This window comes from Streptomyces sp. NRRL S-1813 (assembly GCF_000719605.1).
Taxonomy (GTDB): Bacteria; Actinomycetota; Actinomycetes; order Streptomycetales; family Streptomycetaceae; genus Streptomyces; species Streptomyces decoyicus.
Genome location: NZ_JOHB01000005.1, coordinates 13,812 through 40,097 on the forward strand (window position 1 = coordinate 13,812; position 26,286 = coordinate 40,097).

The 26,286-nt window shown below is 72.5% G+C and carries 19 protein-coding genes; 7 read left to right on the forward strand and 12 right to left on the reverse strand.

Annotation, left to right across the window (positions count from 1 at the left end; translation table 11 throughout):
* The 4 genes from IF67_RS0110170 to IF67_RS0110185 all read right to left on the reverse strand — a co-directional run bounded on the left by IF67_RS0110170 (position 1) and on the right by IF67_RS0110185 (position 6,481).
* Positions 1-2,580: a serine/threonine-protein kinase gene (locus IF67_RS0110170; protein ID WP_030984295.1), complete on the reverse strand. Its 2,580-nt coding sequence runs from the start codon at positions 2,578-2,580 to the stop codon at positions 1-3.
* Positions 2,577-3,902, reverse strand: coding sequence for a hypothetical protein (locus IF67_RS0110175; protein ID WP_078889368.1), 1,326 nt, complete (start codon positions 3,900-3,902; stop codon positions 2,577-2,579). Before IF67_RS0110175 ends, IF67_RS0110170 begins: the two co-directional genes overlap by 4 nt.
* A 147-nt stretch (positions 3,903-4,049) precedes the next feature.
* On the reverse strand, positions 4,050-5,096 hold the full coding sequence (locus IF67_RS0110180) for a glutamate ABC transporter substrate-binding protein (RefSeq protein WP_051817857.1): 1,047 nt from the start codon (positions 5,094-5,096) through the stop codon (positions 4,050-4,052).
* On the reverse strand, positions 5,096-6,481 hold the full coding sequence (locus IF67_RS0110185) for a hypothetical protein (RefSeq protein WP_420708631.1): 1,386 nt from the start codon (positions 6,479-6,481) through the stop codon (positions 5,096-5,098). The genes IF67_RS0110180 and IF67_RS0110185 overlap by 1 nt, the downstream gene beginning before the upstream one ends.
* 267 nt (positions 6,482-6,748) lie before the next feature.
* Here IF67_RS0110185 and IF67_RS0110190 point away from each other — a divergent pair, with 267 nt between their 5' ends.
* Positions 6,749-7,441: a FadR/GntR family transcriptional regulator gene (locus IF67_RS0110190; RefSeq protein WP_030984307.1), complete on the forward strand. Its 693-nt coding sequence runs from the start codon at positions 6,749-6,751 to the stop codon at positions 7,439-7,441.
* Between the two features lie 34 nt (positions 7,442-7,475).
* Here IF67_RS0110190 and IF67_RS0110195 read toward each other — a convergent pair whose 3' ends face one another.
* The 7 genes from IF67_RS0110195 to IF67_RS0110225 form a co-directional block, all read right to left on the reverse strand.
* Positions 7,476-8,456, reverse strand: a complete 981-nt coding sequence (locus IF67_RS0110195) for an N-acetylglucosamine kinase (RefSeq protein WP_030984308.1) — start codon at positions 8,454-8,456, stop codon at positions 7,476-7,478.
* Positions 8,447-9,766, reverse strand: coding sequence for a 6-phospho-beta-glucosidase (locus IF67_RS0110200; RefSeq protein ID WP_051817859.1), 1,320 nt, complete (start codon positions 9,764-9,766; stop codon positions 8,447-8,449). The genes IF67_RS0110195 and IF67_RS0110200 overlap by 10 nt, the downstream gene beginning before the upstream one ends.
* 6 nt (positions 9,767-9,772) lie before the next feature.
* Complete coding sequence (locus IF67_RS0110205) at positions 9,773-10,681, reverse strand: carbohydrate ABC transporter permease (protein ID WP_030984312.1); 909 nt, start codon at positions 10,679-10,681, stop codon at positions 9,773-9,775.
* 6 nt (positions 10,682-10,687) lie between these two features.
* Entirely contained in the window at positions 10,688-11,644 is a 957-nt protein-coding gene (locus tag IF67_RS0110210) for a carbohydrate ABC transporter permease (RefSeq protein ID WP_030984314.1), read from the reverse strand.
* A gap of 12 nt (positions 11,645-11,656) precedes the next feature.
* Positions 11,657-12,997 carry an ABC transporter substrate-binding protein gene (locus IF67_RS0110215; RefSeq protein ID WP_030984315.1) on the reverse strand — a complete coding sequence of 447 codons (1,341 nt, stop codon included), beginning with the start codon at positions 12,995-12,997 and terminating at the stop codon, positions 11,657-11,659.
* A gap of 194 nt (positions 12,998-13,191) precedes the next feature.
* Positions 13,192-14,385, reverse strand: coding sequence for an ROK family protein (locus IF67_RS0110220; protein ID WP_420708633.1), 1,194 nt, complete (start codon positions 14,383-14,385; stop codon positions 13,192-13,194).
* Between the two features lie 286 nt (positions 14,386-14,671).
* The gene (locus IF67_RS0110225) at positions 14,672-15,760 is read right to left on the reverse strand and encodes a mechanosensitive ion channel domain-containing protein (RefSeq protein WP_030984319.1); all 1,089 of its coding nucleotides are present in this window, start codon (positions 15,758-15,760) and stop codon (positions 14,672-14,674) included.
* A gap of 289 nt (positions 15,761-16,049) precedes the next feature.
* On the opposite strand from IF67_RS0110225, the gene IF67_RS0110230 reads away from it, so the two are divergent.
* On the forward strand, positions 16,050-16,586 hold the full coding sequence (locus IF67_RS0110230; protein ID WP_030984321.1) for an HNH endonuclease: 537 nt from the start codon (positions 16,050-16,052) through the stop codon (positions 16,584-16,586).
* Positions 16,587-16,894: 308 nt separating this feature from the next.
* On the opposite strand, the gene IF67_RS0110235 is transcribed toward IF67_RS0110230, so the two are convergent.
* Complete coding sequence (locus IF67_RS0110235; RefSeq protein WP_030984323.1) at positions 16,895-19,849, reverse strand: beta-N-acetylglucosaminidase domain-containing protein; 2,955 nt, start codon at positions 19,847-19,849, stop codon at positions 16,895-16,897.
* 469 nt (positions 19,850-20,318) lie between these two features.
* On the opposite strand from IF67_RS0110235, the gene IF67_RS0110240 reads away from it, so the two are divergent.
* The 5 genes from IF67_RS0110240 (at position 20,319) to IF67_RS0110260 (ending at position 26,213) form a co-directional block, all read left to right on the forward strand.
* On the forward strand, positions 20,319-20,588 hold the full coding sequence (locus tag IF67_RS0110240; protein WP_026169402.1) for a hypothetical protein: 270 nt from the start codon (positions 20,319-20,321) through the stop codon (positions 20,586-20,588).
* Between the two features lie 6 nt (positions 20,589-20,594).
* The gene (gene malQ, locus IF67_RS0110245) at positions 20,595-22,793 is read left to right on the forward strand and encodes a 4-alpha-glucanotransferase (RefSeq protein WP_030984328.1); all 2,199 of its coding nucleotides are present in this window, start codon (positions 20,595-20,597) and stop codon (positions 22,791-22,793) included.
* A 146-nt stretch (positions 22,794-22,939) separates the two neighbouring features.
* Complete coding sequence (locus IF67_RS0110250; RefSeq protein WP_051817861.1) at positions 22,940-24,616, forward strand: alpha-L-fucosidase; 1,677 nt, start codon at positions 22,940-22,942, stop codon at positions 24,614-24,616.
* Positions 24,617-24,695: 79 nt separating this feature from the next.
* Positions 24,696-24,944, forward strand: coding sequence for a hypothetical protein (locus tag IF67_RS0110255; protein ID WP_030082152.1), 249 nt, complete (start codon positions 24,696-24,698; stop codon positions 24,942-24,944).
* 288 nt (positions 24,945-25,232) lie between these two features.
* Complete coding sequence (locus IF67_RS0110260; protein WP_030984332.1) at positions 25,233-26,213, forward strand: acyl-ACP desaturase; 981 nt, start codon at positions 25,233-25,235, stop codon at positions 26,211-26,213.
* Positions 26,214-26,286 lie beyond the last annotated feature (73 nt).

Sequence of the window (26,286 nt, forward strand, 5' to 3'; positions counted from 1 at the left end):
TCACACCCACGTCCTGGGGCGGAAGCGGTTGGCCCGTTCCACCAGTTCGATCCTTTTCTCACCACGCTGTGCCAGCCGCGCGAGCATGCGGTACGACCCCTCCAGGCCGAACCGCAGACCGCGCTCGTCCAGCGGGCTGCCGAGCAGCACCGGCCGCTCGCCCACGGCAGCCCAGCCGTCCGGCCCGGCACCGTGGCTACCGGAGAGTACCCAGTCCAGGGCACTGCCCAGTACCTCGGTGGTGAGTTGTTCCCGTCGCTCGGCGTCCAGACCGAAGTCCGCGAGCGCCTCGACCTGTTCGGCGGCCGCCCGCAGATCCGCCGACAGCGGATCACGGGGCGGGCGCTCCCGCAGCCGGGCGCGGACCGCCGCGATCCGCGCCGCGATGTAGTGGATGGACGACTCCGGTACGGACTCCAGCGCCTCGACCGCGCCCGTACGGTCGCCCGCCGCCAGCCGCACCCGGGCCAGCCCGAACGCGGCGCTGACGTAGCTGCGGTCGGTCGCCCACACCAGGCGGTAGTACTCCACGGCGTTGTCCAGCTGGCCCAGCAGCTCCGCGCAGATCCCCAGCGCCAGCTTCGGGGCCGGCTCACCGGGGAAAGCGTCGTAGACCGCGTCGAAGGCCAGCGCGGCGCTCTCGCGGTCACCGGTCGTCAGCGCGACCAGGCCGCGGTGCCACACCACCCGCCAGTCCGCGCCCCAGGTGCCGGGCTCCGTACCGCCCCGCTGCGCGGCGGCCCACTGCTCCGCGGGCTCCGCCGCGATCGCCTCCAGCACCTGCTGCGCCGCCGCGCCGTCACCCGTCTCCAGGCGGGCGCGCAGTTTCCGCAGCCGGATCTCCAGGGAGTCGGCGGGCGCGGAGCGCAGCGCGTCCAGCAGCTCGGCGGGCGGGGCGGCCAGCAGACCGGCCAGCAGCCCGGCATTCGGGTCACCCGGATGCACCCGCGGCACCGGCAGGGCCAGGGCCGCGCCCGCGACGTCCAGGGGGCGCAGCACGGGGCCGCCGGGCGCCGGTTGAGCAGCGCCCGCCGGCGCCGCCCCACGCGCGCCCAGCAGCGAACTGTCACCCTCCGCCGCGGCCATCAGCTCCGTGTCGACCACCCGGAGTTCGGGCCCGAACAGCGAGGACGGCGCGGGCCGCGGCTCGCCCGACTGGAGCGCCACCACCTCCCGCAGCACGCCCGTCAGCTGCTCGGCCATCTCCTCCGCGGAGGCGAACCGGCGGGCCCGGTCCGGGTCCGTGGCGCGCACCAGCAGCCGGTAGAAGGACTCGTAGGTGCGGAACACCTCGATGTTGTCCGGATCGGGCAGGGAGTCCGCGAAGACGTTGGTATAGCCCTGGAAGTCGAAGGTGAGGACGGCGAGGGTGCGCGCGACGGTGTAGAGGTCGGAGGAGACCGACGGGCCCAGCGCGGCGATCTCCGGTGCCTGATAGCCGATCGTGCCGTAGATGGGGCTCTCGTGGTCGTCCATCCTGCGCACCGCGCCCATGTCGATCAGCTTGAGCTGGTCGTGCTGCTGGATGGCGTTGTCGACCTTGAAGTCGCAGTAGAGATAGCCGCGGCTGTGCAGATGGCCGAGCGCCTCCAGCGCCTCGATGCCGTACGCACAGGCCACTTCGACCGGCAGCGGATCGCGCCTGCCCTGGGGGGTGCGCCGGTCGTTGGCGAGGTCCTTGAGCGACTTGCCGCCGACGTACTCCATGACGATGTAGCCGTCGAGGCTGCCCGTCGCCCGGTCGAGGTGCTCCACGAAGTTGTAGATCCGCACGATGTTGGCGTGCTCGATCTCGGCGAGGAAGCGCCGCTCGGACATCGCCACCGCCAGCGCTTCCTCGTCGCCGGTGTCCAGCAGCCCCTTGAGCACCACCCACCGGTCGGAGACCGCATGGTCCGTCGCCAGATAGATCCAGCCGAGCCCGCCGTGCGCCAGACAGCCCACGACCTCGTACTGGCCGTGCACCATGTCGCCGGGCCGCAGCTTGGGCATGAAGCTGTACGGATGGCCGCACTTGGTGCAGAACCCTTCCGTACGGCCCGGCCGCTCACCGCGCCCCCGGCCCACCGGCGCCCCGCAGTCCGTCCGGCTACAGAACCGCTTGCGCTCCGGGACCTCGGCATGCTCCAGCACCGCCGCACGCGGATCGGGCCGCGGCACCTCCGGCACCGCCACCAGGCCGGCGCCCAGCCGCCCGCGCGCCGCCCCGGAGGACGAACCGCTGCCCGAACTGTGCACCGACACCGCCGAGACGCCGCGCGTCGGACCACCGCCCGACACCGCGCGCGAGAGCCGCCCGGACACCGAGCGCCGGGACGCCGACGGGCGGGACGGCGCGCTGCGGCCCGAACCGGGCCCGGGGGAGGGGACCGTCAGCAGCGCCCCCGCCGCCTCACGGCCGGCCGTGCCGCCCGCGAGCGCCCGGCCCGTCAGGCCCGTGGGCGGCGAGGACACCAGACCGCCCGACGAGACCACCGGCGCCAGACCGCACACGTCGCAGTACAGCTCACCACTGCCGACATCCTCGTAACCGCCCGCGCAGTCCCGCCGCTGGCAGCGCTCGTCGGCCCGCTCCGTCACGACTCCCCTCTCCCCTCCAGCTGCGGCGGAACCATCGCCTCCGCCGCCGCCTGCTGATAGCGCCACACCGCCTGCCCGGCCGCCCGCAGATCACACGGCGCGCTCCACAGCATCCGGCGCGCCACGTCATAGCGCTCCGTCAGCAGCGGATCCTCCGCCATGCCGTGGCGCCCCACCTTCGCCTTGTACGCGTCCAGCCGGCCGCGCAGCTCGGCCCGCACCGCCAGCGGCGCGGTCACCGCCGTCAACGACTCCCGGGCGCGGTGGAGTTCGTCCTCCGCCCGCTCCTCCAGGCTGTCCAGCAGCGGCGACAGCCGGTGCCACTGGGACCGCCTGCGGTACTCGGCGGCCGCCGCCAACTGCTCGTGCAGCGCCGTCGACGGGCCGCTGACGGCAGGGACCTCCGACGCGGCGATCTTCGCCAGCACCTCACCGCGGGCCTGCCGGGCCTCGGTCAGGGTGCGGTCCGCCCGCGACAGCACGTCACGCAGCTGCATCAGCCGCCGCTCCGCGTCCTGCCGCACGTCCAGCACCGCCGCCACCTCACGCCGGATGTCCTCCAGCGCACGGGCCGCACGGTCATAGCGCGCGGTGTCCGCACGGCCCCCGCCCGGCGCCGAACTCCCCGTCGACGACGACAGCCAGAACGCCAGCGGATCCGCTATCACCTGGGCACGCAGCCGCACCAGCTCGTCCGTGATCCGCTCCAGGTCATCGCCCGCCGGATGCTCACCGGGCCGCACCCCCACCGAATGCGCCAGCGAACGGGTGCGCTGCAACTCGGCCGAGAGCAGGTCTATACGGGCCGGCAGCGCCAGCCAGACCGCGTCGGCGGCCACGATGACATCCAGCGACCGCGCGTACAGCCCGTTCATCCGCTCGACGAGCCCCTCCAGACTGAAGCGTTCGCTCAGCCGCGCCGGACCGCTCTCCGCGCCGCCGCCGGCCGCGGCCGCGCCCGGCACCGTCACCGCGTCGCCGTGCAGCAGCTCCGTCAGCTCCGCCAGGTCCTCCGGGGACGGCCAGCGGCGCCGCGCCCGCAGCTCACGCGCCTCCTCCAGCGCCGCCGTATACGCATCGAACAGCGACCACAGGACCGTGATGGACCGCTCCGCGGCGGCCCAGCGCTCCTTGGTGGTGCCGGCCAGATCGGCGCCCTCCAGCAGCCGGCGACCCGCGTGGTCCTGCAACGCGAGCAGCGACGTCTCGATCGCCTCGTACTCGGCGCCGAGCCGCGCCAGGGCACGGTCCACCTCCTCCCGGTCCAGCACCGGGGCATCGGGCCTCCCCGGAGAACCGGGAAAGGGTCCAGGGACCCCCATCGATCACCTCTCCAATACGCGTACGGTGCACGGCGTTTGCTGCGGCCGGGCGGCCGCTGCGGTCTGCTCCTCCCACGTCCTGTTCCATAGTGACGGCATCCGGCCCTCCCGTGGCGCCCAGTGGCGGTACTCCGCTCCAAGGAGCGTTCAGTCGCTGTACTCCGGCGACGGCGGCCCCGATATGCCCGGCAGATCGGCTTTCAGCCAGGTGCGGTACGCCTTCATCCAGCGGCTGTCGGCACCGCCGCCCCGGTAGTCGTCCAGGACCTTGTTCACCCGCCGCACCAGATCCGTGTCGTCCTTGTTCATCGCCACGCCGTACGACTCGTCCGTGAACGGCTCGCCCTTGAGCTCCACCGCCGGATCCTGCGCCGCCTGCGCCGCCGCCAGCGCGCTGTCCGTGACCACCGCATCCGCCTGGCCCAGCTGGAGCCGCACCAGACAGTCGAGTTGGCTGGGCACCGTCAGCACTTTCGCGCCGTGCCGCTGCGCCGTCAGCTCGGTCTCGCCCGTCGAACCCGCCGCCGTGCACACCCGCTTGCCCCGCAGCGAATCGTCGAACGCCTTGATCTTGGAGGTGACCGGGGCCAGCACCTGCTGCCCCGCCTGGAAGTACGAGGTCGAGAACGCCACCTGCCGCTTCCGCGCACAGTTGATCGTCATCGTCCGCACCACCATGTCGACCGACCGCTTCCGCAGCGCCGGAATCCGCTGGTTGGTCGGCACCGCCTTGAAGACCACCTTGGGGTGCGGCCCCAGGATGTCCTCGGCGATCGCCCGCGCCAGATCGATGTCGAAGCCCTGGAGCGTGCCGGTCGCCGGATTGCGGTACCCCCACTGGTAGGTGTTCTGGTCGACCCCGACGACCAGCTGGCCCTTCTCCTTGATCCGCGTCACGGCCGTACCGTCGTCCGGCGACGGCCGCAGACTCTCCGCGGCGTTCTGCGCCGTGCACGGTGCGACGGCCGGAGTGGCCGGCGCCGCCCCCGGGCCGTACGCCCGGTGCGTCGCCGTGGGTGACGAGACCCCGCCATGACCGCGGCCGGCCCGCTCCGCGTCGCCGCCCAGCGCCGGCACCAGCACGGCGGCGGTCGCCGCCATCACACACACCCCGGCCGCGACCGGCGCCAGGACGGCACGCAGATTCACCAGGTCTCGCGCGCGCACCCGTATGCCCCTCTCGCCAGGCCTCATCACCGGTACTCCGCCAGCCTGCGGCCGATCCCCAGCACCGCGCCGACCGCCGCCAGCCCCGCCAGCACCCCGGCCCCCACCGGCAGCCCGCCCAGCGCCCCGCGCCCGGAGTCCGCCGCCGACCGGAACTCCTCCTGCTCATGCACCAGCGCCTGCTGGAGCCCGGCAGCCACCCGGTCGAAGGACTCCCCGGTCGACCCGCCCGTGCCGATCACCTTGGCCAGCGCCCGCTCGTAATCGCCCTGGTCGTCCGCGGCCCGCGCCGCGCCGTGCCGCACCTGCCACTGCCGCACCTGCGTCAGCGCCGTACGCACCGGACGCCGTCCCGCCTCGTCGTCGGCCAGGGCCAGCGCCGCTCCCAGCCTGCTCTTCGCCGCCGCACCGTGCTCGCCCCCGCCCGCCAGATCCGCCATCCCGGAACGGAAACCGGCCTCGTAGAAATCCTCCTGGCCGTCGGTCAGTACCGCACCGCGCGCCACCAGCGTCAGATTTTCGTCCCCGCGCGCCTGTAGCGCATCGATCCGTGCCTCGTTGAGCACCCGCAGCGACCGGGCGCCGTGCTCGTACGAACCGGTCAGCGCCGCACGCGCCACCGTATGCCCCGCCGCCAGCCACACCAACACCACGACGGACGCGGCCGTCGCCGCCAGCAGGCCCCGGTTGAACACCCGGTTCGTGCGCCGGTAGTGCCGCCGCTGCGCCCACCCCAGCGCACCGATCGCCACCACTCCCGCCGCCAGCGCGAACCACGGCCGCGCCTCCGCCGCGCCGTAGTCCGCCGCCAGCCGGTCCGTCTCCGCGTCGTACAACGCCCGTGCGGCCGGGAGGAGTTCCTTGCGCATCTGCTCATTGGCGTACCGCAGATACGCACCGCCCAGCGGCAGCCCCTGCCGGTTGTTCGCCCGCGCCGTCTCCACCAGCCCCGTATAGCGCGGCAGCCGGCTGTTGAGCTTCGCTATCTGCGCGCCCGCACCGTCCGAACCCCCGCTGTTGGCCGCGGCCTTGACCAGCAGCGCGGAGGCCGTGGAGATATCGGTGGCGTACCGCTCACGCGTCGCCACGCTCTCCTTGTCACCCGCCAGAAAGCCCGCCGCGGCCGTCGTGTCGGCGTCCGCCAGGGACCGGTAGATGCTCGCCGCGTCCGAGGTCAGCGGCTGGCTGTGCGTCACCACGTCGTCCGCGGCCGCCGCCCGGTCCGCGATCTGCCAGGCCGTGACCGCGCCGAACACCACCACCAGCAGGGCCAGTAAGGCACCGATCACCCGCAGCCTGCCCGGCTCGGTCGTCGCCGCGGCGCGCAGCTCGTCCAGCCCCTCGGCCCAGGCCGTTTTGCGTCCCGTGACGGGCGGTGACGCATGGGTGGACGACACGCTGGTGGCCGACACGGAACCTCCCCCTGGGCGCTGACTTCGGGACCGGCCCCCGCGCCGGGCGCCCGGGAGCGCTCACGAGAAGGACTGGTGCATGGGCAGCAGTATGTCCGTAGCCGCTGACACACACACCGCGATTGCCCCGATCTTGTTCGGATCGCGATCCACGGCGGGGCCCGCCACCACCCTCTAGAGTGGACGGGAGAGTCATCAGACATCAGGCGATGCCGGAGCCCGGACACCGCGCCTCCGGACACCGCGCCGAAGAGGGGGAGTGATCTCGTGCAGTCGGTCCGCAAGGGCAGGGTGTCGCTCGTGGAGACCGCGACCGACGAGATCCGCACGCAGATCGTGAACGGCAGCTGGCCGGTGGGCAGCCGTATCCCGCCCGAGAGCGCGCTCTCCGAAACCCTCGGGGTCAGCCGCGCCTCGGTCCGCGAAGCCGTACGGTCCCTGGTGCACTCCGGCCTCCTGGAGCCCCGGCAGGGCGACGGCACGTTCGTGATCTCCGACGACGACAGCGCGGTCGCCCTCCGCCGCCGCCTCGAACGCGCCGAGCTCAGCCATGTCACCCAGGTCCGCCAGGGCCTCGACGTGGTCGCCGCCCGCCAGGCCGCCAAGCACCGTACGAACGCCCAACTCGCCGGTATCGAAGCCGCGCTGGCCCGCCGCAGGGCCGCCCTCGCCACGCACGAGAGCGAGGCGTTCACCGCCGCCGACGCCGAGTTCCACGTCCTGGTCGCCGAGGCGAGCGACAACCCCGTCCTCGCCGACATCTACCGCTCCCTGAGCGCCGCCCTGCGCGAGGAGCTCCGCCGCGCCGCCTGCCTGGACACCGCCACCGCGGCCCCCGACGATCCGCACTCCCGCCTCGCCGACGCCATCCGTGCCCAGGACCCCCAGGCCGCCGTGGACGCTGCGGTCCTCCTCCTCGCCGGACACGTACGGGACCTCGCGCTTCCGCTGGACGACTGATCGCCGGGGAAGCCCCCGACACGCCCGCCCCGCCCTACCCCCAAGCTCCCCTCAACCGCCCGTAAGCGCCCGGCTCCGCCCCCGTGCGGTCCAGGGTGTCGAGGGCCGCGCCCAGTACCGGAGGGGCGGTGACCACATGGGGGACCGCCTTGGGGGCGCGCTCCGAGAGGAGCCGGGTGATCTGGTCGTGGAGCAGGGGGTGGCGGGCCGCCAGGACGCCGCCGCCCAGGACCACCGGGGCCGGTTCGCCGAGGAGGCCGAGGCGTTCCAGGGCGATGGCGGCCAGCAGGGCGATCTCCTCCGCCTGGCGGACCACGATGCCGCGGGCGACCGGGTCGCCGGAAGCCGCGACGGCGAAGAGAAGCGGGGTCAGTTCGTGGCGGCGGTGGTCGGGGAGGATCCGCAGATGGAGGGCCTCGATCAGCTCCGGCATGGTGGTCAGGCCGAAGTGGGCGGGCAGCGCGCGGGCCAGCCCGGTCGGTTCGCCGCGGCCGTCCTCGGCGCGGGCCGCGCACCACAGCGCCTCGTCGGCGAGGTGGGAACCGCCGCCCCAGTCACCGGAGATGCGGCCGAGGGCCGGAAAGCGCGCGACGGCCCCCTGGCGACCGAGCCCTGCGCAGTTGATGCCCGCCCCGCACACCACGGCGACGCCCACCGGCTCCCCGTCGTCCGGCAGCCCGGCCCGCAGCAGCGCGAAGGTGTCATTGCGGACGCTCACCGTGCGCGCCCATCCCCGGCCCGCGACCTCCGCGGTCAGGTCCGCCTCCTCGACCGGGAGGTCGGCGTTGGCGAGGAAGGCGGAGAGGTGCTCGACGGGGCCCGTCAGCCCGGCCTGGTCCAGGACCGACCGCACCAGCGGTGCCAGGACGCCGACCGCCGGGCCGACGCCCACCACAGGTGGCTGGAAACCACCGCCGCGGGCCGTCCCGAGCAGTCCGCCGTCCGCGGTCACCAGCGCCACGTCGGTCTTGCTGTTGCCCGCGTCGATGGCGAGCGCCGTGCCGGTCAGGCCCACGTGAGGTGCTCCCGGTTGTGCGCGATCAGTGCGTCGGTGAGCCGGTCCGCGTAGTCGGCCTGGCCGATGAGGGGGTGGGCGAGCAGGGCGGAGAAGACGGCGTTGCGCGCCCCGGCCCGGTCGGCCTTCCGGCCGTCCCTGCCCCACAGCGCGGCCTCCAGGGCGAGGTGTTCGTAGGCGGTGACGTTCGCGACCAGTCCGGCGTACAGCGGTTCCAGGGGGCGTACGGGAAGAGGGGTGGCGCCCGTGGAGTCCACGGTCGCGGGCACCTCGATCACCGCGTCGTCGGGCAGGAAGGGCAGGGTGCCGCGGTTGAGGGCGTTGACGATCTGGGTGTCCTGGGTGTGGCGCAGGAGGGAGGAGGTGAGCGCCACCGCGGCCTCCGAGTAGAAGGCGCCGCCGCGCCGGGACAGCAGCTCCGGCTTCTCGTCGAGTGCCGGGTCGCCGTACATGCCCAGGAGCTGCTGCTCGATGGCGGCGACCTCCGCGGCGCGGGAGGGCTTGCTGCGCAACTCCCGTACGACCGCGTCGTGCTGGTAGTAGTAGCGCAGGTAGTAGGAGGGGACGACGCCGAGGCGGTCGAGGAGCGGGCGCGGCATGCGCAGGTCGTCGGCGAGGGCGTCGCCGTGTTCCGCCAGCAGCCGGGGGAGGACGTCCTCGCCCCCGACGCGTACCGCCCGCTCCCAGGTGAGGTGGTTGAGGCCGACGTGTTCCAGCTCGACCTGGCCGGGGGAGACGCCCAGCAGTGCGGCGAAGGTGCGCTGGAAGCCGATGGCGACATTGCACAGCCCGACGGCCTTGTGGCCGTGGGTGAGCAGTGCCCGGGTGACGATGCCGACGGGGTTGGTGAAGTCGACGATCCAGGCGCCGGGGTTGCGGCGGCGTACGCGTTCGGCGATGTCGAGGACGACGGGGACGGTGCGCAGCGCCTTGGCGAGGCCGCCGGCACCGGTGGTTTCCTGGCCGACGCAGCCGCACTCCAGCGGCCAGGTCTCGTCCTGGTTGCGGGCGGCCTGGCCGCCGATGCGCAGTTGCAGCAGCACGGCGTCCGCGCCGTCGACCCCGGCGTCCAGGTCGCCGGTCCAGGAGATCCGGCCCGGGTGCCCCTGCTTGGCGAAGATCCGCCGGGCCAGGCCGCCCACCAGCTCCAGCCGGTCGGCGGCCGGGTCGATGAGGACGAGTTCCTCCAGCGGCAGGACGTCACGCAGCCGCGCGAAGCCGTCGATGAGTTCGGGGGTGTAGGTGGAGCCGCCGCCGATCACGGCGAGTTTGAGGCGGGGGTGCGGGGTGCGTCCCTCGGGAGACGGCATGCAGGATCAGCCCTTCACTCCGGTGAGCGTGACGCCTTCGACGAAGGCCTTCTGTGCGAAGAAGAAAACGAGCAGGACCGGCGCCATGACCAGCACCGTCGCGGCCATGGTGAGGTTCCAGTTGACGCTGTGGGCGCTCTTGAAGGACTCCAGCCCGTAGGAGAGCGTCCAGGAGGCCGGGTTCTGTGCGGCGTAGACCTGCGGGCCGAAGTAGTCGTTCCAGCAGGAGAAGAACTGGAAGAGGGCGATGGCGGCGATACCGGGCCTGGCCATCGGCACGATGATCTGGAGCAGGGTGCGCAGCTCACCGCAGCCGTCGACCTTCGCCGATTCGAGGTACTCCTGCGGGATGGTCAGCAGGAACTGCCGCAGCAGAAAGATCGAGTACGCGTCGCCGAACGCCATCGGGATGATCAGCGGCCACAGCGAGCCGGCCAGATGCAGCTGCTGCGCCCAGACCAGATACATCGGGATCACGACGACCTGCGGCGGCAGCATCATCGTGGAGATGACCAGAAGGAGCGCGGTACGCCGGCCGCGGAAGCGGAACTTGGCGAGGGCATAGGCGACGGGGACGGCCGAGCAGACGGTGAAGAGGGTGCCCAGTCCCGCGTACAGCAGGGAGTTCTTCCACCAGTCCAGGAATCCGGGGGTCCGGAAGACGGTGACGTAGTGGGACCAGTGCCACTCGTGGGGCCACAACTCGCCGCTCATCGCCTGGTCGTCGCTCATCACAGAGGTGAGGAAGACGAACACGAACGGCAGCACGAAGAAGAGCGCGGCGGCGACGGCGACGGTGTGGACGGCGATCCAGTGCAGCAGCCGGGTGCGGCGGGCACGGGCGCGGGCGGCCGGGTCCCCGGTGGTGCCGCTGCGGGACGGGGCGCGGCGCGTGGTGAGGGTCGTGGTGGTCATCTCGGATCAGTCCTCCGCCGGGAGCAGGCCGGCGCGCTTGCGCAGCAGCAGGGTGGTGACGGCCATGGCGATGACGAACAGCACGAGGGAGAGCGCACACGCCGCGCCGGTGTTGAAGTTCTGGAAGCCCAGGGAGTAGACGAGCTGCGGGACGGTGAGGGTGGAGTGGTCCGGGTAGCCGGGCTGGATGACCGTGCCGGGGCCGATGGAGACGCCGGAGGCGAGCTTTCCGGCGACCAGCGCCTGGGTGTAGTACTGCATGGTCTGGACGACGCCGGTGACCACCGCGAACATCACGATCGGCGTGAGGAACGGCCAGGTGACATAGCGGAACTTCCCCCAGGCGCCGGCCCCGTCCAGCTCGGCGGCCTCGTACTGCTCCCTGGGGACGTCCAGCAGCGCCGCCATGAAGATCACCATCAGGTCGCCGATGCCCCACAGGGACAGCATCACCAGGGACGGTTTGGCCCATCCGGGGTCGTTGAACCAGGAGGGCGCGGGGAGGCCGACCGCTCCGAGGATTTCGTTGACGGGCCCGGTGCCGGGATTGAGCAGGAAGACGAACGCCACGGTGGCCGCCACCGGAGGCGCCAGATACGGCAGATAGAAGGCCGTACGGAACAGGCCGGGCCCCGACTTTATTTTCGTGACGAGGATGCCGATGCCCAGTCCGAAGACCACCCGCAGCGCGACCATCACCACGACCAGCCACAGGGTGTTCCACAGTGCGGGCCCGAACAGCGGCATCTGCGTCAGCACGTATTTCCAGTTCCGCAGCCCCACGAATTCCGGGGGCTCGATCTGGTTGTAGTGCACGAACGAGAAGTAGACGGTGGCGATCAGCGGATAACCGAAGAAGACCGTGAAGCCGACGAGCCAGGGGGAGAGGAATCCGAGGGTACGCAGCCGCTCGCGGGTGCGCTTTCGTCGTAGTGCGGGAGGCACGAGGCCGGTGGATGCCATGGCGGTTCTCCGTCAGTTCTCGGACTGAAGGGTGTCGGAGTCGATCTGGGCGTCGAGTCCGCGCAGGCCCGCGTCGAGATCGTGGACCTGTCCGGCCTCGACGCGGTAGGAGAAGTCCTGGAGCGCGGTGACGTACTGCCCGCCGTTGACGGACGGCGGAAGTGCCACGCTGTGCGGATTCCGCGCGATATCGAGGAAGGTGCGGAACGTCGGATCGGTGTCCAGCCGGGGCGATTTCAGTGCCGCACGCGTCGACGGCACGTTATGGATGGCATTGGCGAACCGGACCACCTGATCGGTGTTCACGGTCAGGAATTTCACCAGCTCCCACGCCGCGTTCTGGTGCCGGCTGCTGTGCGCGATACCGGCGACGGTCCCGGTGAGATAGCCGCGGCCGTAGGTGTCCGCCCGGTCGTCCGGCACCGGCATCGGCGCGGTGCCCCAGGCGAAGCGGGCCTTTGCCCGGCGGAGCATCAGTCCGCGCCACTCGCCGTCCATGTGCATGGCCAGCTTCTGCGTCAGAAAGGCGTTCTGTGCGGACATCTCGTCGCCGAAGGTGGTCCGGAATTTCTCCAGCGGCCGGTAGCCGCCCTGGGCGTCCATCAACTCGCGTGCGGTGGTGAAGAATTCCTGGCTCGCTGGATCCCCGGCGAGCCGGGACTTCCCGTTCTTGTCGAAGTAGACCGGCCCCCACTGGGCGAACATCCGGTCCGGGCTGTTCTGGTAGAGGCGGAAGTCGGGCATGAAGCCGACCTGTCGGTACGCGCCGTTCCTGTCCCGCCGGGTGAGTTTGACGGCGTCCCGTTTCAGCTCGGACATGGTGTGCGGGGGCCGGGTGATCCCGGCCTTCTTGAACGCGTCCTGGTTGTAGTAGAGCCCGTAGGAATCGGCGAGCAGCGGCAGTGCGCACTGCTCGCCCTGGTAACTCGTGTAATCCAGAAAGGTCTTGGGGAAGACCTTCGCCTTGTCCACCCCGGTCTTCTTCAGGAACGGATCGAGGTCCACCCACATGCCCGACGAGCAGTACTGCCCCACATTGTTGGTGGTGAACGACGACACCACATCGGGTGCGTCGTCCCCGCCGGCCCGCAGCGCCTGGTTCATCGTCTCGTCGGTGACATTGGGCACCACTTTCACCGTGATATTGCGGTGACGTTTCTCGAAGCGGGCGACGCTGTCGTCGATCGCTTTCCTTTCGCCGGCGGTGGACCAGCCGTGCCAGAACGTGAGCGTGACCGGCGCGGCCGGATCGTCGTGCGCACTGCCGACGCCGGGGTTGGCGCAGCCCGGCACGAGCAGCCCGGCACCGGCCAGCGCCGTCGACAACCAGATACGCAGACGGGGAATCGGCATGGCGGCCTTCCTTTACTGCGGAGGGAGTGGGAAGTGACGCGGGTGGTGCTCCGTGCGGCGGGTCCGGCAACGGCCCGTGCGCCGGGTCCCGGCGGCGGCTCCGTACGGCCGGCCCGGCAACGACACGTGCGGCAGTCCGGCAAGGGCACATACGGCCGGTCCGGGCGACGGCACCGTGCCCCGGGGCGTGGCGCTCAGCCGGTGTGGAACACCGCCTCGCGCGCGTCCGCGAGCGCCGTCCGCAGCGCGCCGATGAGGATCGCAGGGCCGTCGATATGGCTCAGCCGCAGCGTGGGGCGGGGCAGTGCGAGCCCGGTGAACTCCTCCTCGACCAGGGCGCGCAGCGTCTCCCCACCGGCCTGGGCGACCTCGCCGGAGAGCACCACCAGCCGTGGGTCGACGACCGCGACCACCGCCGCGATCCCGGTCGCCAGCCGCCGCGCGATCTCGGCACGGACCTCGTCATGCGCCATCGCCCCGGCGACCGTCCGGACCCCGGCGACCCCGTACTCCCGGGCCAGCTCGATCACGCTGGGCGAGCCGACGAGCCGCTGGAAGCCGCCGCCGGCGTCCGCCTGTGCGGCGCTGTGGTCCCCGCCACGGGCCAACGGGGCGCCGGGCAGCGGCATATAGCCGATCTCGCCCGCGCCGCCGGTGGCCCCGCGCAGCAGCTGACCGCCCAGCACGATGGCGGCGCCGACCCCCTCGTCGGCCCACACCAGCACGAAGTCGTCGAAGTCCTGGGCGGCCCCGTCGTGCTGTTCGGCGACCGCCGCCAGATTCACATCGTTCTCGATCGTGATCGGCGTGCCCAGCACCTCGGCCAGCTCTTCCTTCAGCGCCCGCGAGTGCCAGCCCGGCAGATGCGGCGCATAGCGCAGCCGCCCGGTCTGCGGGTCCAGTGCACCGGGTGTGCCGATCACCGCCCCGTGCAGCTCCTCGCGCCCCAGCCCGGCCTTGGCCAGCGCCCCGTCGACGGCCCTCGCGACCAGCTGCGCCGTCCGGTGGGGCGCGTCCTCGGCAACGGCGCCGGTGTCGACCCGCTCCTCCCCGAGCACCTGTCCGGTGATGTCGGCGACCGCGGCCGTGATCCCCAGCTGATCGACGGCCAGCGCGGCGATATGCGCCGCCGTCGGGTTGATCTCGTACAACTGCGCACTGGGCCCCGGCCGTCCGGTCACATTCCCGGTGGTCCGCACCAGCCCCGCGGCCTCCAGCCGCGCCAGCAGCTGCGAGGCGGTGGGCTTGGACAGCCCGGTCAGCTCCCCGATCTGCGTACGGGTCAGCGGGCCCTGCGACACCAGCAGATCGAGCGCCGCCCGGTCGTTCATGACCCGCAACACCCGCGGCGTCCCGGGCGTCCCCTGCGCGCTCTGCCCACCGGCCATGACCGTCACCCCGTTCGCCCGGCGGCCGGAACGCCCGCCAGCATCTGTTAGGAAACCTTCCAATTGATGAAAAGGAAGGTAGGCCGCGGGCCGGGGCGGCGTCAATGGGTGGGGCGCGGCGACTTGCCCCTGCGCGGGCGGGCGCGGCGGGAGGCGGAACGGGCGCGGTGGGAGGGGCAGGGAGAGGAGGGGGCGCGCCGGAGAGCGCGACAAAAGGGGCGTACCGACGATGAGGCGGTACGCCCCTCCACAGCGCGGTCCGGGCCCTCAGGCCCGGATCACCGGCCTACTTCCCCATCTTCGACGGCGACGTGATCGGGCTGGTCGCCATGGACTGCGGGGACAGCGGGTTGTTGAGGGCCGAGGGGGCGGCTATGCCGGCGGCGGGGTCCGCGGCTTCCTCTTCCTCGTCCTCGGGGGCCGGGCGCGGGGCGAGGTGGACACCGGCGGCGTCCAGGGCGTGCTTGATGCGCCAGCGCAGTTCGCGCTCCACGCCCAGGGCCTTGCCGGGCATGGTCTTGGCCGAAACGCTGATGGTGACCGTGTCGAGGTGCACCTCGCTCAGGCCGAGGACCTCCACCGGCTCCCACAGCCGCTCGTTCCAGGGCTCGGCCTTGGACATCTCCTCGCCGGCCCGGGTGATGGTCTCGCGGGCGCGTTCCAGGTCCTGGTCGGCGGCGAGCACGACGTCCACGGCGGCGGTGGACCAGCCCTGGCTCAGGTTGCCGATCCGCTTGACCTCGCCGTTGCGGATGTACCAGATCGCGCCGTTGGGGCCGCGCAGCTTGGTGACGCGCAGGCCGACCTCGATGACCGTACCGGTGGCCACGCCCGCGTCGATCTCGTCGCCGACGCCGTACTGGTCCTCAAGGATCATGAAGACGCCGGAGAGGAAGTCGGTGACGAGGTTGCGGGCGCCGAAACCGATGGCGACACCGGCCACACCGGCGCTGGCCAGCAGCGGTGCCAGGTTGATCTTCAGGACGGAGAGCACCGTCAGGGCGGCGGTGCCCATGATCACGAAGGAGGCGACGCTGCGCAGCACCGAGCCGATGGCCTCGGAGCGCTGCCTGCGTCTCTCGGCGTTGACGAGCAGCCCGCCCAGCGCGGTGCCCTGGGCGGCGGCCGCGGTGCGGTTCATCCGCTCGATGAACTTGGTGATGGTGCGGCGGATCACATGCCGCAGCACCACCGCGATCACGATGATCAGCACGATTTGCAGGCCGGACGTGAGCCACGTCCCCCAGTTCTCCTGCACCCAGCCGGCGGCGTTGGTGGCCTTCTGAGTGGCGTCGTCGAGCGACGTCGGGCCGGATGAGCCGGGCGGGACGGCGCTCAGGGGCGCGGCGGCGACCGGCGAAGCGGACCAGAACACAGTCGAACCTTCCGTGTGGGACAGCAGACCCGGGCCTCGGTGGGACCGCAGGAACCGGGCAGACCATCCACACTAACGGGGCAACGGGAGCGGTCCGCGCCCTTGTTCGAGTCGGATAGTTGTGCGGGGGCCGGAATGAGCCGAATCCGGTCGGACGTGCCGGTGTGTGGTGGAAAACACCTCCGACCCGTTACTCGGTCATGGTGGCGCTCTCCGCAGGCACCGGGGGACACTGTGGGGAGATCGTCCCGGCGCGAGCCACGCGCCGCCGGCGTACAAGGAGGCACCCGTGCCGCATGTCCTGGTCCTCAACGCGTCGTACGAGCCGCTCGGCGTCGTACCGCTCCGCCGCGCGCTCATCCTCGTACTCAATGAGAAGGCTGTGAGCCTTGAGGAGTCCGGCGCCCTGATGCACAGCGCGACCCATGTCATCCCTGCTCCGAGCGTGGTCCGCTTGAAGCGGTTTGTGCGGGTGCCCTTTCGCGGCCCCGTTCCCTTGACCCGCCGGGCGCTGTTCGCCCGTGACGGCGGGCGCTGTATGTACTGCGGTGGCGTCGCAACCAGCGTCGACCACGTCATCCCGCGCAGCCGCGGAGGTCAGCACACCTGGGAAAACGTCGTCGCCGCCTGCCGGCGCTGCAACCACGTCAAGGCCGACCGCCATGTCGCCGAGATCGGCTGGCGGTTGCGGCATCAGCCCGCCCCGCCGTCAGGACTGGCGTGGCGGATCATCGGCACGGGCCATCGGGACCCGCGCTGGCTGCCGTATTTGCAGCCGTACGGCGCGGATGACGCCCTTGCCCGGATCGAGGCCGTATCGGCGTAGGTCCGGGTTTTTCCGTCTCTGACCGTGGTGTCGAACGTCTCGCTCCGGCCGGGGCGGACGCCGCCGGACCCTCGCCCCATGGCCGACCGCCGTGGTGACGAGGGTCTCGCGGCGCCCACGACGGCAGCCCGCACCGTCTCTGTGGTGGGGTTCATCCACGGTGCGCGACGGCAGCCTTCATGGCGTACGGCCCACCCGTGGCCCGCGACGGCCGTCACGGCACTCGCCGTTCACCCGTGGCCCGCGACGGCGGTCAGCGCGCTCGCCGTTCACCCGTGGCACGCCACGACAGCCATCGCGCTCGCCGTTCACTTGTGGTCCGTGACCGCGTACGCCTCCACCGACCACAGCGAGTAGCCGAAGCGGGTGGCCCGCTTGTCGCCCTGGATGCGGACGAACCGGGCGTCCTTGGCGTCCATCCGGACGGACTCGCGGCCGCCCTTGCCGTCCCGGACCGTGGCCGCCGTGCGCCAGCTGCGGCCGTCCGGCGAGACCTGGACGCGGTAGCGGGTGGCGTAGGCGTCCTGCCAGTTCAGGACGAGCCGGCCCAGGCGGGTGGGATGGGCCAGCGCGAACTGGAGCCAGGCGCCGTCCTCGGCGGTGGAGGACCAGCGGGTCCTGGGGTTGCCGTCGGTGGCCGCCGAGGCCGGGAAGTCGGCGGTCTCGTCCCCGGAGGAGGTGGCGACGGTGCCGTGCGCCAGGTCCTTGCCGCCGGTGCGCGGATACGACCGCACGGTCAGCGTCTGCCGCGCGCCGCCGAATTCCACCGGGATCTCATACGTCCCGGAGGGGGTGCCCTCGGGGACGTCGACCGTGATGCGGACCGTGGCGGTGCCGCCACGCGGTGCGGTGACCTCCTTGGGGGCGTGCACGGTGAAGCCCTTGGGTGCCTTGACCGTGAGCTTCTCGCGGACGTCGCCGGGGCGGCGGGAGAAGATCAGGGCGTCCACCGTCGCGGTGCCGCCGGTCTGCGCGTCCGACTCCTTGCGGGACAGTTCGAGCCCGGCCGCCGGGGTGTCGTCGAACCACGGGGTGAAGGCGTGCACGGACGGCACGTCCACGCCCTTCGCCCAGGTCAGCCGTATCGCGTCGGCGCGCAGCCGGGGCGTCTTCGACTCGGTCCAGCCGCTGGCGGAGAGCCGGTCGAGGCGGCGCCAGCCCTCACCCGGGACATGCGCCTCCAGGGAGACGGCGCCGGCGGCCGCGCCCGGATCGGTCAGCGCGGTGACCGCGGCCAGCGGGCGGGCCCGCTCGAAGGGGACGGTCAGGGACGTCGGGCCGGTGTCGTCGTCGGGCCGGGTGGTGTCGTGGCGGGCGCCGGTCCAGGCGTCGGCCTCGGTCATCGCCCGCTCCAGGAACGGTGCCAGCACCCCCTTGCCGACCGTCGCCGGGCTGTGCGCGCACGCCTCGCGCAGCCGCTCCACCGTGCGCTGGGCCGACCAGGCGGCGTCGCCGTCGCCATCGGCCTGTGCCATCAGCGTGTCCACGGCCTGTTCGCCGGCGCTGCCGTAGCGGGCCAGCTGCTCGGCCCACGGACGGATCTCGGCGGCCAGGTCCGAGTGCAGGTCCCGGGGCGCGGTGCTCATGGTGTGGAACGCGGCCCGCAGCGCCTTGGCCGCCTTGGCCAGATCCGGGTCCCGGCCGGGCCGGCCGTGGTTGACCGCCGCCTCGCGGGCCTTCCAGAAGCGGTCGATCAGGGGCCGCAGATAGCGCGACTCGGTCCGGTCCAGCAGCGAGGACGAGGCGTTGCCGGCCAGCGCGCGCAGCGCGGCACGGGCCCGCGGATCGCCGCCCGCCAGATCGTCGATGGCCGCGTCCCAGGACTGCGCCGGGTGGTAGGCGCGCGGGTTCCACGCGTAGTCGGCGGCCGTGAACAGCGGGATACGGGAGGCGAGCGGCTGCTCCATGGCGTTGGCGAGCAGCGCGGTGGAGCCGGTCGCGACGGCCGGCTCACGGCCCTGGTAGGGGCCGAGGAAGATCCGGTCCTGGGCGTAGTCGTTGACCGGATAGTTGTCCATGGTGACCAGCGGGTGGCCGAACGCCTGGCGGGCGGTGGACAGCTCCCCGCCGGTGATGGTCCGCGGGACCACGCCGACGCCGGTCCAGGCCACCTCGACCCGGTCGCCGAGCGCATCGGACAGCGCCCGGCGGTACGCCGTCGAGCCGTCCTGGTAGTACTCGGTCGGCATCAGCGACAGCGGCTCGGCCTGCGGGTACCGCCGTGCCAGATGGTCGGCGAGCGCATCGGCGACCCGGGCCTGTGCCTGGGCCGCGGCCTGTGGCCCCTTGCCGAAGGTCTCCGCGTCGGTGTCGCAGTGCCATTCGCTGTAGCTGACGTCCTGGAACTGGAGCTGGAAGGAGCGCACGCCCAGCGCCCACATCGCGTCCACCTTGCGCCGCAGCGCCCGCAGGTCCTCCTCGGACGACAGGCACATCGCCTGGCCCGGCGCGAGGGCCCAGCCCAGCGTGACGTGATTGGCCTTGGCCCGCTCGGCCAGCGCCCGGAATTCGGCGCGCCGGTCGGCCGGGTAGGGGTCGCGCCACCGGGCCTGGCGGTACGGGTCGTCGCCGGGCGCATACAGATAGCGGTTCTGCTTGGTGCGGCCCATGAAGTCCAGCTGGGCGAGCCGCTGGGCCTGGGTCCAGGGCTGCCCGAAGAACCCCTCGGTGGTGCCGCGCACCGCCGTGCCGGGCCAGTCCCGTACGGCCACCGAGGCCAGCTCTCGGTGTGCGCCGTCGGTGACCAGCTGCCGCAGTGTCTGCGCGGCGTGGAAGAGGCCGTCGGGGCCGACGCCGTCGAGGGCGACGGTGTCGCGTCCTGCGACCTTGCCCACGGCGAGCCGGTAGCCGCCGGCGGGCAGATCCCCGCGGGCCGGTGCCCGCAGTGCCCGCAGCGCGTCCGCGGCCTGCTTGCCGCCGACCCGGATCACCGGCCCGGCCGCGGGCAGCCGGTCTCCGGGGGCCGTGCGGTGCACCGTGTGCACCCCGGCGTCCCGCAGCAGGCCCCGCAGCACGTCCAGCGCGTAGGGATCGGTGTCCGGCGCGACCACCAGCGTCGCCTCGCGGCCGAGCGGCACGGCGTCGCCGAGCTCCTGCATCGACTGCGGGCGCGGCCAGACGGCGGGCGCCTGCCCGGCGCCGGCCGGCCGTTCCGGCTGGTCGGGGGCGCCGATGGCGAGGTCCGCGGGCGCCGCCTGGGCGCTGGGTACCCCGCCGAGCAGACCTCCGATGACCGCGGCGGCCAGCGCGGTGGTGCCTGCCACCCGCGCACGGGCGCCCGCGCCGTTCCCCCTGCCGCTCCTACCGATACTTCCGACGCTCCATACGCCCCGGCCTCGCACGGCTGCTCCTCGTCCCCGTCCCACACTTGCCGGTCTGCACCGGCAACCCCGTTTTTCCCGCCGATGCCCGTTCGGACAGACCTTCGGCCGTGAGCCCACCATTGTGGCGGTTCGGGTGTCAACCAGGCATCGGCGGGGGTACCGGACGGCCGGCCGCGCGCGGGGTGCGGCCGGTGCCGCGGGCGGGTGTGCGCGGCCTCGCAGGTCCGCAGAACTTTCGTCCCGATGCCCCGTTTCTCCGCGTTCTCTGCGCCTGTCGTTGTTCCCCGCAGTGAAATCGCCTGCGTGAGGCATAATGTGACGTGGGTCACGTTTCGTGAGCAGATGCGTCTGCGATCGTGTCGAGTGGGTAGAGCCCACGTGTCCCATTACCGATGAACGGGAGGCCCTCGTGGCCGCATCCGCTCAGCTGCTCCTCGACGCTCTGTCCTCCAAACCGGGAGGTGCGACGATGGAGCCCGACATCTTCGACGGGGTGTCCGACCCCGATTCCGGCCTCGACGGCTCCGGCTCCTACAGCTTCGTCGAGCCGCCCCTGACCAGCGAGCCCCCGCTCGCCGACGCCGCGCCGCTGACCAGTGAGGTCCCGATCGCCGCCGAGCTGCCGCTGACCAGCGAGCCGACGGCCGCGGGCATGGGCACGGAGTCCATGGAGGTCTGAGGACCCATGGGCCGCGCGCGGCTCGCCCGGCTGCACGGCATCGCCACCTCCTACGAACCCTCGCCGGGCAGGAGCGTCCAGATCGGCGACGACACCGTCGTCGCCGTGCTCGCCGCACTGGGAGTCGATGCGTCGACCCCGCACGCCGTACGCGCCGCCCTGGCCGCGTACGAGGACGGCGCGGGCCGCGCACTGCTTCCCCGCACCGTCGTCGCCCGCCCGGACCGCCCGCCCGACCTCGCCCGTCTCCCCGAAGGCACCGTCCTGCGGGTGGAGACCGAGGACGGCGGGGCCGCGGAAGACCTGGGGGCGCCCGATCCGGCGGCGCTCGCCCGGCTGCCCCTGGGTGTCCATGTGCTGCACGCACGGGCCCCCGACGGCCGCGGCGGCCGCGCCCGGCTGATCGTCGCGCCCGACCGGGTGCCCGCGCCGCCCGGCCGCAGCCACGGCTTCCTGGTGCAGCTGTACTCCCTGCTGTCCCGGCAGTCCTGGGGCATGGGCGACCTCGGTGACCTCGCCGATCTGGCCGCCTGGTCCGGGCGCGCCCTGGGCACCGGCTTCGTCCAGCTCAACCCGCTGCATGCGGCCGTCCCCGGCCCGCCCACCGACCCGTCGCCCTACCGGCCCTCCTCGCGCCGCTACCCCGACCCGGTCCATCTGCGGATCGAACACATCCCGGAGTACGCCCAGCTCACCGGCGCCGCGCGCTTACGGGCCGACGAGCTGGCAGCGCGGGCCCGTGCGCTGCGCGCCGATGTGCTCGAAGGGGGCGCGCTGATCGACCGGGACGCGGTCTGGGCGCTCAAGCGCGAGGCCCTGGAGCTGGTGTGGTCGGTCCCGCTCACCCCGGGGCGGCGGGCCGCGTACTGCGACTTCCTCGCCGAGCAGGGCGAGGCGCTGGAGGACCACGCCACCTGGTGTGCGCTAGCCGAGCGGCACGGCCCCGACTGGCGCCGCTGGCCCGCCGGACTGCGCGGCCCACGCTCCCCGGGCACCGCCCGGCTGCGGCCGCAGCTGCTGGACCGGATCGACTTCCACTGCCGGCTCGTCTGGCTCACCGACCAGCAGCTGGCCGCCGCGCAACGGGCCGCGCGGGAGGCCGGGATGGGCATCGGGCTGGTGCACGACCTCGCCGTCGGGGTCCATCCCTCCGGCGCCGACACCTGGGCGCGGCAGGACGACTTCGCCGCCGGGATGTCCATCGGGGCGCCGCCGGACGCCTTCAACTCCCGAGGCCAGGACTGGGGTCTGCCGCCCTGGCGGCCGGACGCGCTGGCGGCCGCGGGCTACGCCCCGTACCGGGAGCTGCTGCGCGGACTGCTGCGGCATGCCGGGGCGCTGCGTATCGACCATGTGATGGGGCTGTTCCGGCTGTGGTGGGTCCCGGAGGGCCGCCCGCCGACGGAGGGCGCCTATGTCCGCTACGACGGTGAGGCGATGCTCTCGGTGCTGGCCCTGGAGGCACACCGGGCCGGCGCCGTGGTGATCGGCGAGGACCTGGGAACCGTCGAGCCGGGCGTGCGGGGCGCGCTCGCCGGACGAGGCGTGCTGGGCACGTCGGTGCTGTGGTTCGAGCGGGATTACCAGGGAGACCAGGGAGACCAGGGAGACGAGGGAGACGAGGGGGGAGGGCGGGAGGCGGCGGACGGGGAGCGGCGGGGGGCCGGGGGCGGCGCGCCGCGGGCCGACGTGGCCGACGGGCCCGGCGCGGCCGACGGGCCCGGCGCCGCCCGCATCCTGGCGCCCCAGGAGTGGCGCAGTGCCTGTCTGGCGACCGTCACCACCCACGATCTGCCGCCCACCGCGGCCCGGCTGACCGGCGAGGACGTCGAGCTGCGCGAACGGCTCGGGCTGCTCGCCGGGCCGCCGGAGCGGGAGCATGCCCGCGCCCGGTACGAACGTGCCGAGTGGCTGCGGGAGTTGGTGCGGCGCGGGCTGCTGCCCGAGGGGGCGGGCGACGAGGAGGCGGCGGTCAGGGCCGTACACCGCTTTCTGCTGCGTACCCCGGCGCGGATGGTGGGTGTCTGGCTGCCGGATGCGGTGGGGGACCGGCGCCCGCAGAACCTCCCCGGGACATGGGATGAATACCCGAACTGGCGGCTTCCGATCGCCGGCCCCGACGGGCGTCCGCACACCCTGGAGGAGCTGGCCGCCTCGCCCCGCCTGCACGCGCTGATGCGGGAATTGTCCGACGGCAGACGGTAGTCCGGTCCGCGGAACAGGGTCGGACACCCCGGGAATCCGCCGTTGCACACACCCTTCCGGTACGTCGTGCTGTCCGGCACCATGCCGTGGACACCATCCAGACATCCGACCATTCGCCTTACGTGGTCGGCGAGTTGGAGGGAACCATGGAACTTCGCCGCACCCGGCGGACGCTGTGGGTGCTCGCGCTCACGGCGGCCGCCGCGCTCGTCCCCGTCACCGGCTCCCTGGCCCAGTCGCCGCCGACCGCCGCCGGCCCCTGCGACCGCCCCGTACGCCCCGCCTCCCAGATGGCCGTCGAGCCCTGCGACACCCCCGCCCGGATCATCGACAAGGCCGCCCATATCGTCCCCGCCAAGGGGCAACTCGCCTGGCAGCAACGGGAGGTCACCGCCTTCACCCACTTCGGAATGAACACCTTCACGGACCGTGAATGGGGCTCCGGCGCCGAGGACGAGAAGCTCTTCGATGTCTCCGGCCGCTCCCGTATCGACGCCGACCAGTGGATGCATGCATACAAGGCGGCAGGCGCCGAGCAGGTGATGCTCACCGCCAAGCACCACGACGGGTTCGTGCTCTACCCGAGCCGCTACACCCCGCACTCCGTCGCGGCGAGCCCCGGCCGCCCCGATGTCGTCGGTGCGTACGTCAAGGCCGCCCGCAGGGCCGGACTGAAGGTCGGGATCTACCTCTCGCCCTCCGACGGCGCCGAACTCCCGCACGCCTGGCATGCGCAGTGGGTCGAGGAGATCCGCAGGAAACAGCAGGAGGGCACACCGCTCAGCCTGCCCGAGCGGGTCGCCCTGGAGGACGGCGACCGGGCGCCCCGCGGACTGGGCCGCTTCGGCAACGGCAGCAGGGTCACCGAGCGCACCATCCCCACCCTGGTCCCCGGCGACGACCGCGCCGCCGCCGTCCGCAGCGGCAGGCTGCCCGTCTTTCATGTCCGGGCGGACGACTACGACGCCTACTACCTCAACCAGGTCTACGAACTGTTCACCCAGTACGGCCCGCTCGACGAGCTGTGGCTGGACGGCGCGAACCCCTGGACGGACTCCGGCATCACGCAGAAGTACGACGTCGCCCAGTGGTTCCGCCTGATCCACCGGCTCTCCCCGGACACCGTCGTCTTCGCCGGTCCGCAGGGCGCCCGCTGGGTCGGCAACGAGAAGGGCGTCGCCCGGGAGACGGAGTGGAGCGTCACCCCCTCCGCCGACGACCCCTGGACCGTGATGGCCGGCGGACTGCCGAACGACTCCACCGACCCCGACATCGGCTCCCGCGCCAAGCTCCTCGCGCCCACCACCAAGTACCTCCAGTGGTACCCGGCCGAGGCCGATGTCTCGCTGCGCCCCGGCTGGTTCCACCACCCCGGAGAACACCCCAAGACCCCGGCACAGCTGATGGACCTCTACGAGAAGAGCGTGGGGCGCAACGCCGCGCTGCTGCTGAACGTCCCGCCCGCCAGGGACGGCCGGATCGCCGCCGGGGACGTCGCCTCGCTCACCGCGTTCGGGACCGCCGTACGCGAGACCTACGGCAGGGACCTGCGGGCGGCCGGACCCGGGCCCTGGACCTTCGACCGGATCGGGCTCGCCGAGGACATCCGCCAGGGTCAGCGGGTCGAGCGGTTCTCCGTACAGGCGCGGGCCGGCGGGACGTGGACGACGCTCGCCCGGGGCACGACCATCGGGCACCGGCGGATCCTGGCGCTCGGGCAGCCGGTGACCGCGGACGCCGTGCGGGTCACCGTCGAGGAGTCCCGCGGGCCGGGCCGGCTCGCCCCGGTGACGCTGCACCGGAGCCGGGCAGCGGGCGGCTGAGCAGTGTTGGCCCGGCCGGGTCCGCCGGTTGTGCCACCCCGGGCGCGCAGGGCGCCGGGGCGTCCGATACGTTGACTTCGTGAGCAACAAGGTCAATAAGAATGTCCTGCGCGCCGGAACCATCACCGCCGGCACCGCGCTGATGCTGCTGATGTCGTCCCCCGCGTTTGCGCTCACCCGCGACGATGGTGACGACCCGGGTCCGGGTCTGAGCGTGATCGAGACGCTCGGCCTCTATGTCGCTGCACCCATCGTGCTCTTCCTGGTCATCGCCGGGCTGGTCGTCGCGGGCGACAAGCCCCGCAAGCAGGCCAAGTCCGAGGGCTGACGCCGGGCACCAGTGACGCTTCAGGGCGCCCCACGGTCACACGACCGTGGGGCGCCCTTCGTCATGCCCGGACCGGGCGCCGGACGGTGACAAGAACCGTGCGGCGTCCTTTGTCGTACTCGGATATTTCCGCAGGTGAAAAAGGGGTTGCCGGGCGGCTAACGAGCGCTTTTCAACCGGTTTGAACGGGGGGAGGTGTTTAACCCGTCCTAACCTACGATGACGTAACCTACGGGTCCGTAGGTCAAACCTACGGACCCGTAGGTCATCGTCCCCAGGAGTTCCCCCGTGACCATCGCCCCCGCCCGCCATAACGGAGAGCTCGGCCAGGCCGCCTGGAGCGACGCCCAGCTGCTCTACGCGCTCGAAGAGGTTGTCGAGAAGGAACTCAACCGCCATCTGAAGATCGCCAAGGAATGGATGCCCCACGAGTACGTGCCGTGGAGCGACGGGCGCAACTTCCCCGGGCCGCTGGACGGCGAGGCGTGGGACCCCGAGCAGTCCAAGGTCAGTGACATCGGGCGGATCGCCCTCGTGGTCAACCTCCTCACCGAGGACAACCTCCCCAGCTACCACCACGAGATCGCCACCCTCTTCGGCCGCGACGGCGCCTGGGGCACCTGGGTGCACCGCTGGACCGCCGAGGAGGGCCGGCACGGCATCGTGATGCGCGACTATCTGCTCACCAGCCGTGCGGTCGACCCGGTCGAGCTGGAGCGGTTCCGTATGGCCCACATGTCGGAGGGCTTCGAGTCCGACAACGCGCACAGCATGCTGCACTCGGTGGCGTACGTCGCCTTCCAGGAGCTGGCCACCCGGATCTCGCACCGCAACACCGGCCACCACTCCGGCGACCCGGTCTGCGACCGGATGCTGGCCCGGATCGCCACCGACGAGAACCTCCATATGGTCTTCTACCGCAACCTCCTCGGCGCGGCCTTCGAGATGGCGCCCGACCAGACCATGAGCGCGGTGCGCGACGTCGTCACCGGCTTCCGGATGCCCGGCCACGGCATGCCCGGCTTCGAGCGCTCGGCCGCCCGGATGGCCATCGGCGGGATCTACAACATGCGGATCCACCACGACGATGTGCTCCAGCCGGTGCTGCGCCATCTGAAGGTGCTGGAGATCGGCGGGCTCGGCCCGGCCGGGCTGGCGGCGCAGGAGGAGCTGGGGCTGTTCATGGACGGTCTGGACGGCCAGGCGCGGAAGTTCGACGAGCGCCAGGCCGCCATCCTCGCCCGCCGCGAGGCCAACCGCCGCGGCTGATCCGGCCGGCTCCCGCTGCCGGCTCCGGCTGCCGTCGCCCGCGGGCGGGTGACCGCGGCGGGTGCGTACGCTG

Excerpts from the sequence above, each read along its gene's own strand:
- IF67_RS0110175 (WP_078889368.1), bottom strand. The coding sequence starts at position 3,902 with ATGGGGGTCCCTGGACCCTTTCCCGGTTCTCCGGGGAGGCCCGATGCC.
- IF67_RS0110180 (WP_051817857.1), bottom strand. The coding sequence starts at position 5,096 with ATGAGGCCTGGCGAGAGGGGCATACGGGTGCGCGCGCGAGACCTGGTG.
- IF67_RS0110200 (WP_051817859.1), bottom strand. The coding sequence starts at position 9,766 with ATGCCGTCTCCCGAGGGACGCACCCCGCACCCCCGCCTCAAACTCGCC.
- IF67_RS0110205 (WP_030984312.1), bottom strand. The coding sequence starts at position 10,681 with ATGACCACCACGACCCTCACCACGCGCCGCGCCCCGTCCCGCAGCGGC.
- IF67_RS0110210 (WP_030984314.1), bottom strand. The coding sequence starts at position 11,644 with ATGGCATCCACCGGCCTCGTGCCTCCCGCACTACGACGAAAGCGCACC.
- IF67_RS0110215 (WP_030984315.1), bottom strand. The coding sequence starts at position 12,997 with ATGCCGATTCCCCGTCTGCGTATCTGGTTGTCGACGGCGCTGGCCGGT.
- IF67_RS0110220 (WP_420708633.1), bottom strand. The coding sequence starts at position 14,385 with ATGGCCGGTGGGCAGAGCGCGCAGGGGACGCCCGGGACGCCGCGGGTG.
- malQ (WP_030984328.1), top strand. The coding sequence starts at position 20,595 with ATGGGCCGCGCGCGGCTCGCCCGGCTGCACGGCATCGCCACCTCCTAC.
- IF67_RS0110250 (WP_051817861.1), top strand. The coding sequence starts at position 22,940 with ATGGAACTTCGCCGCACCCGGCGGACGCTGTGGGTGCTCGCGCTCACG.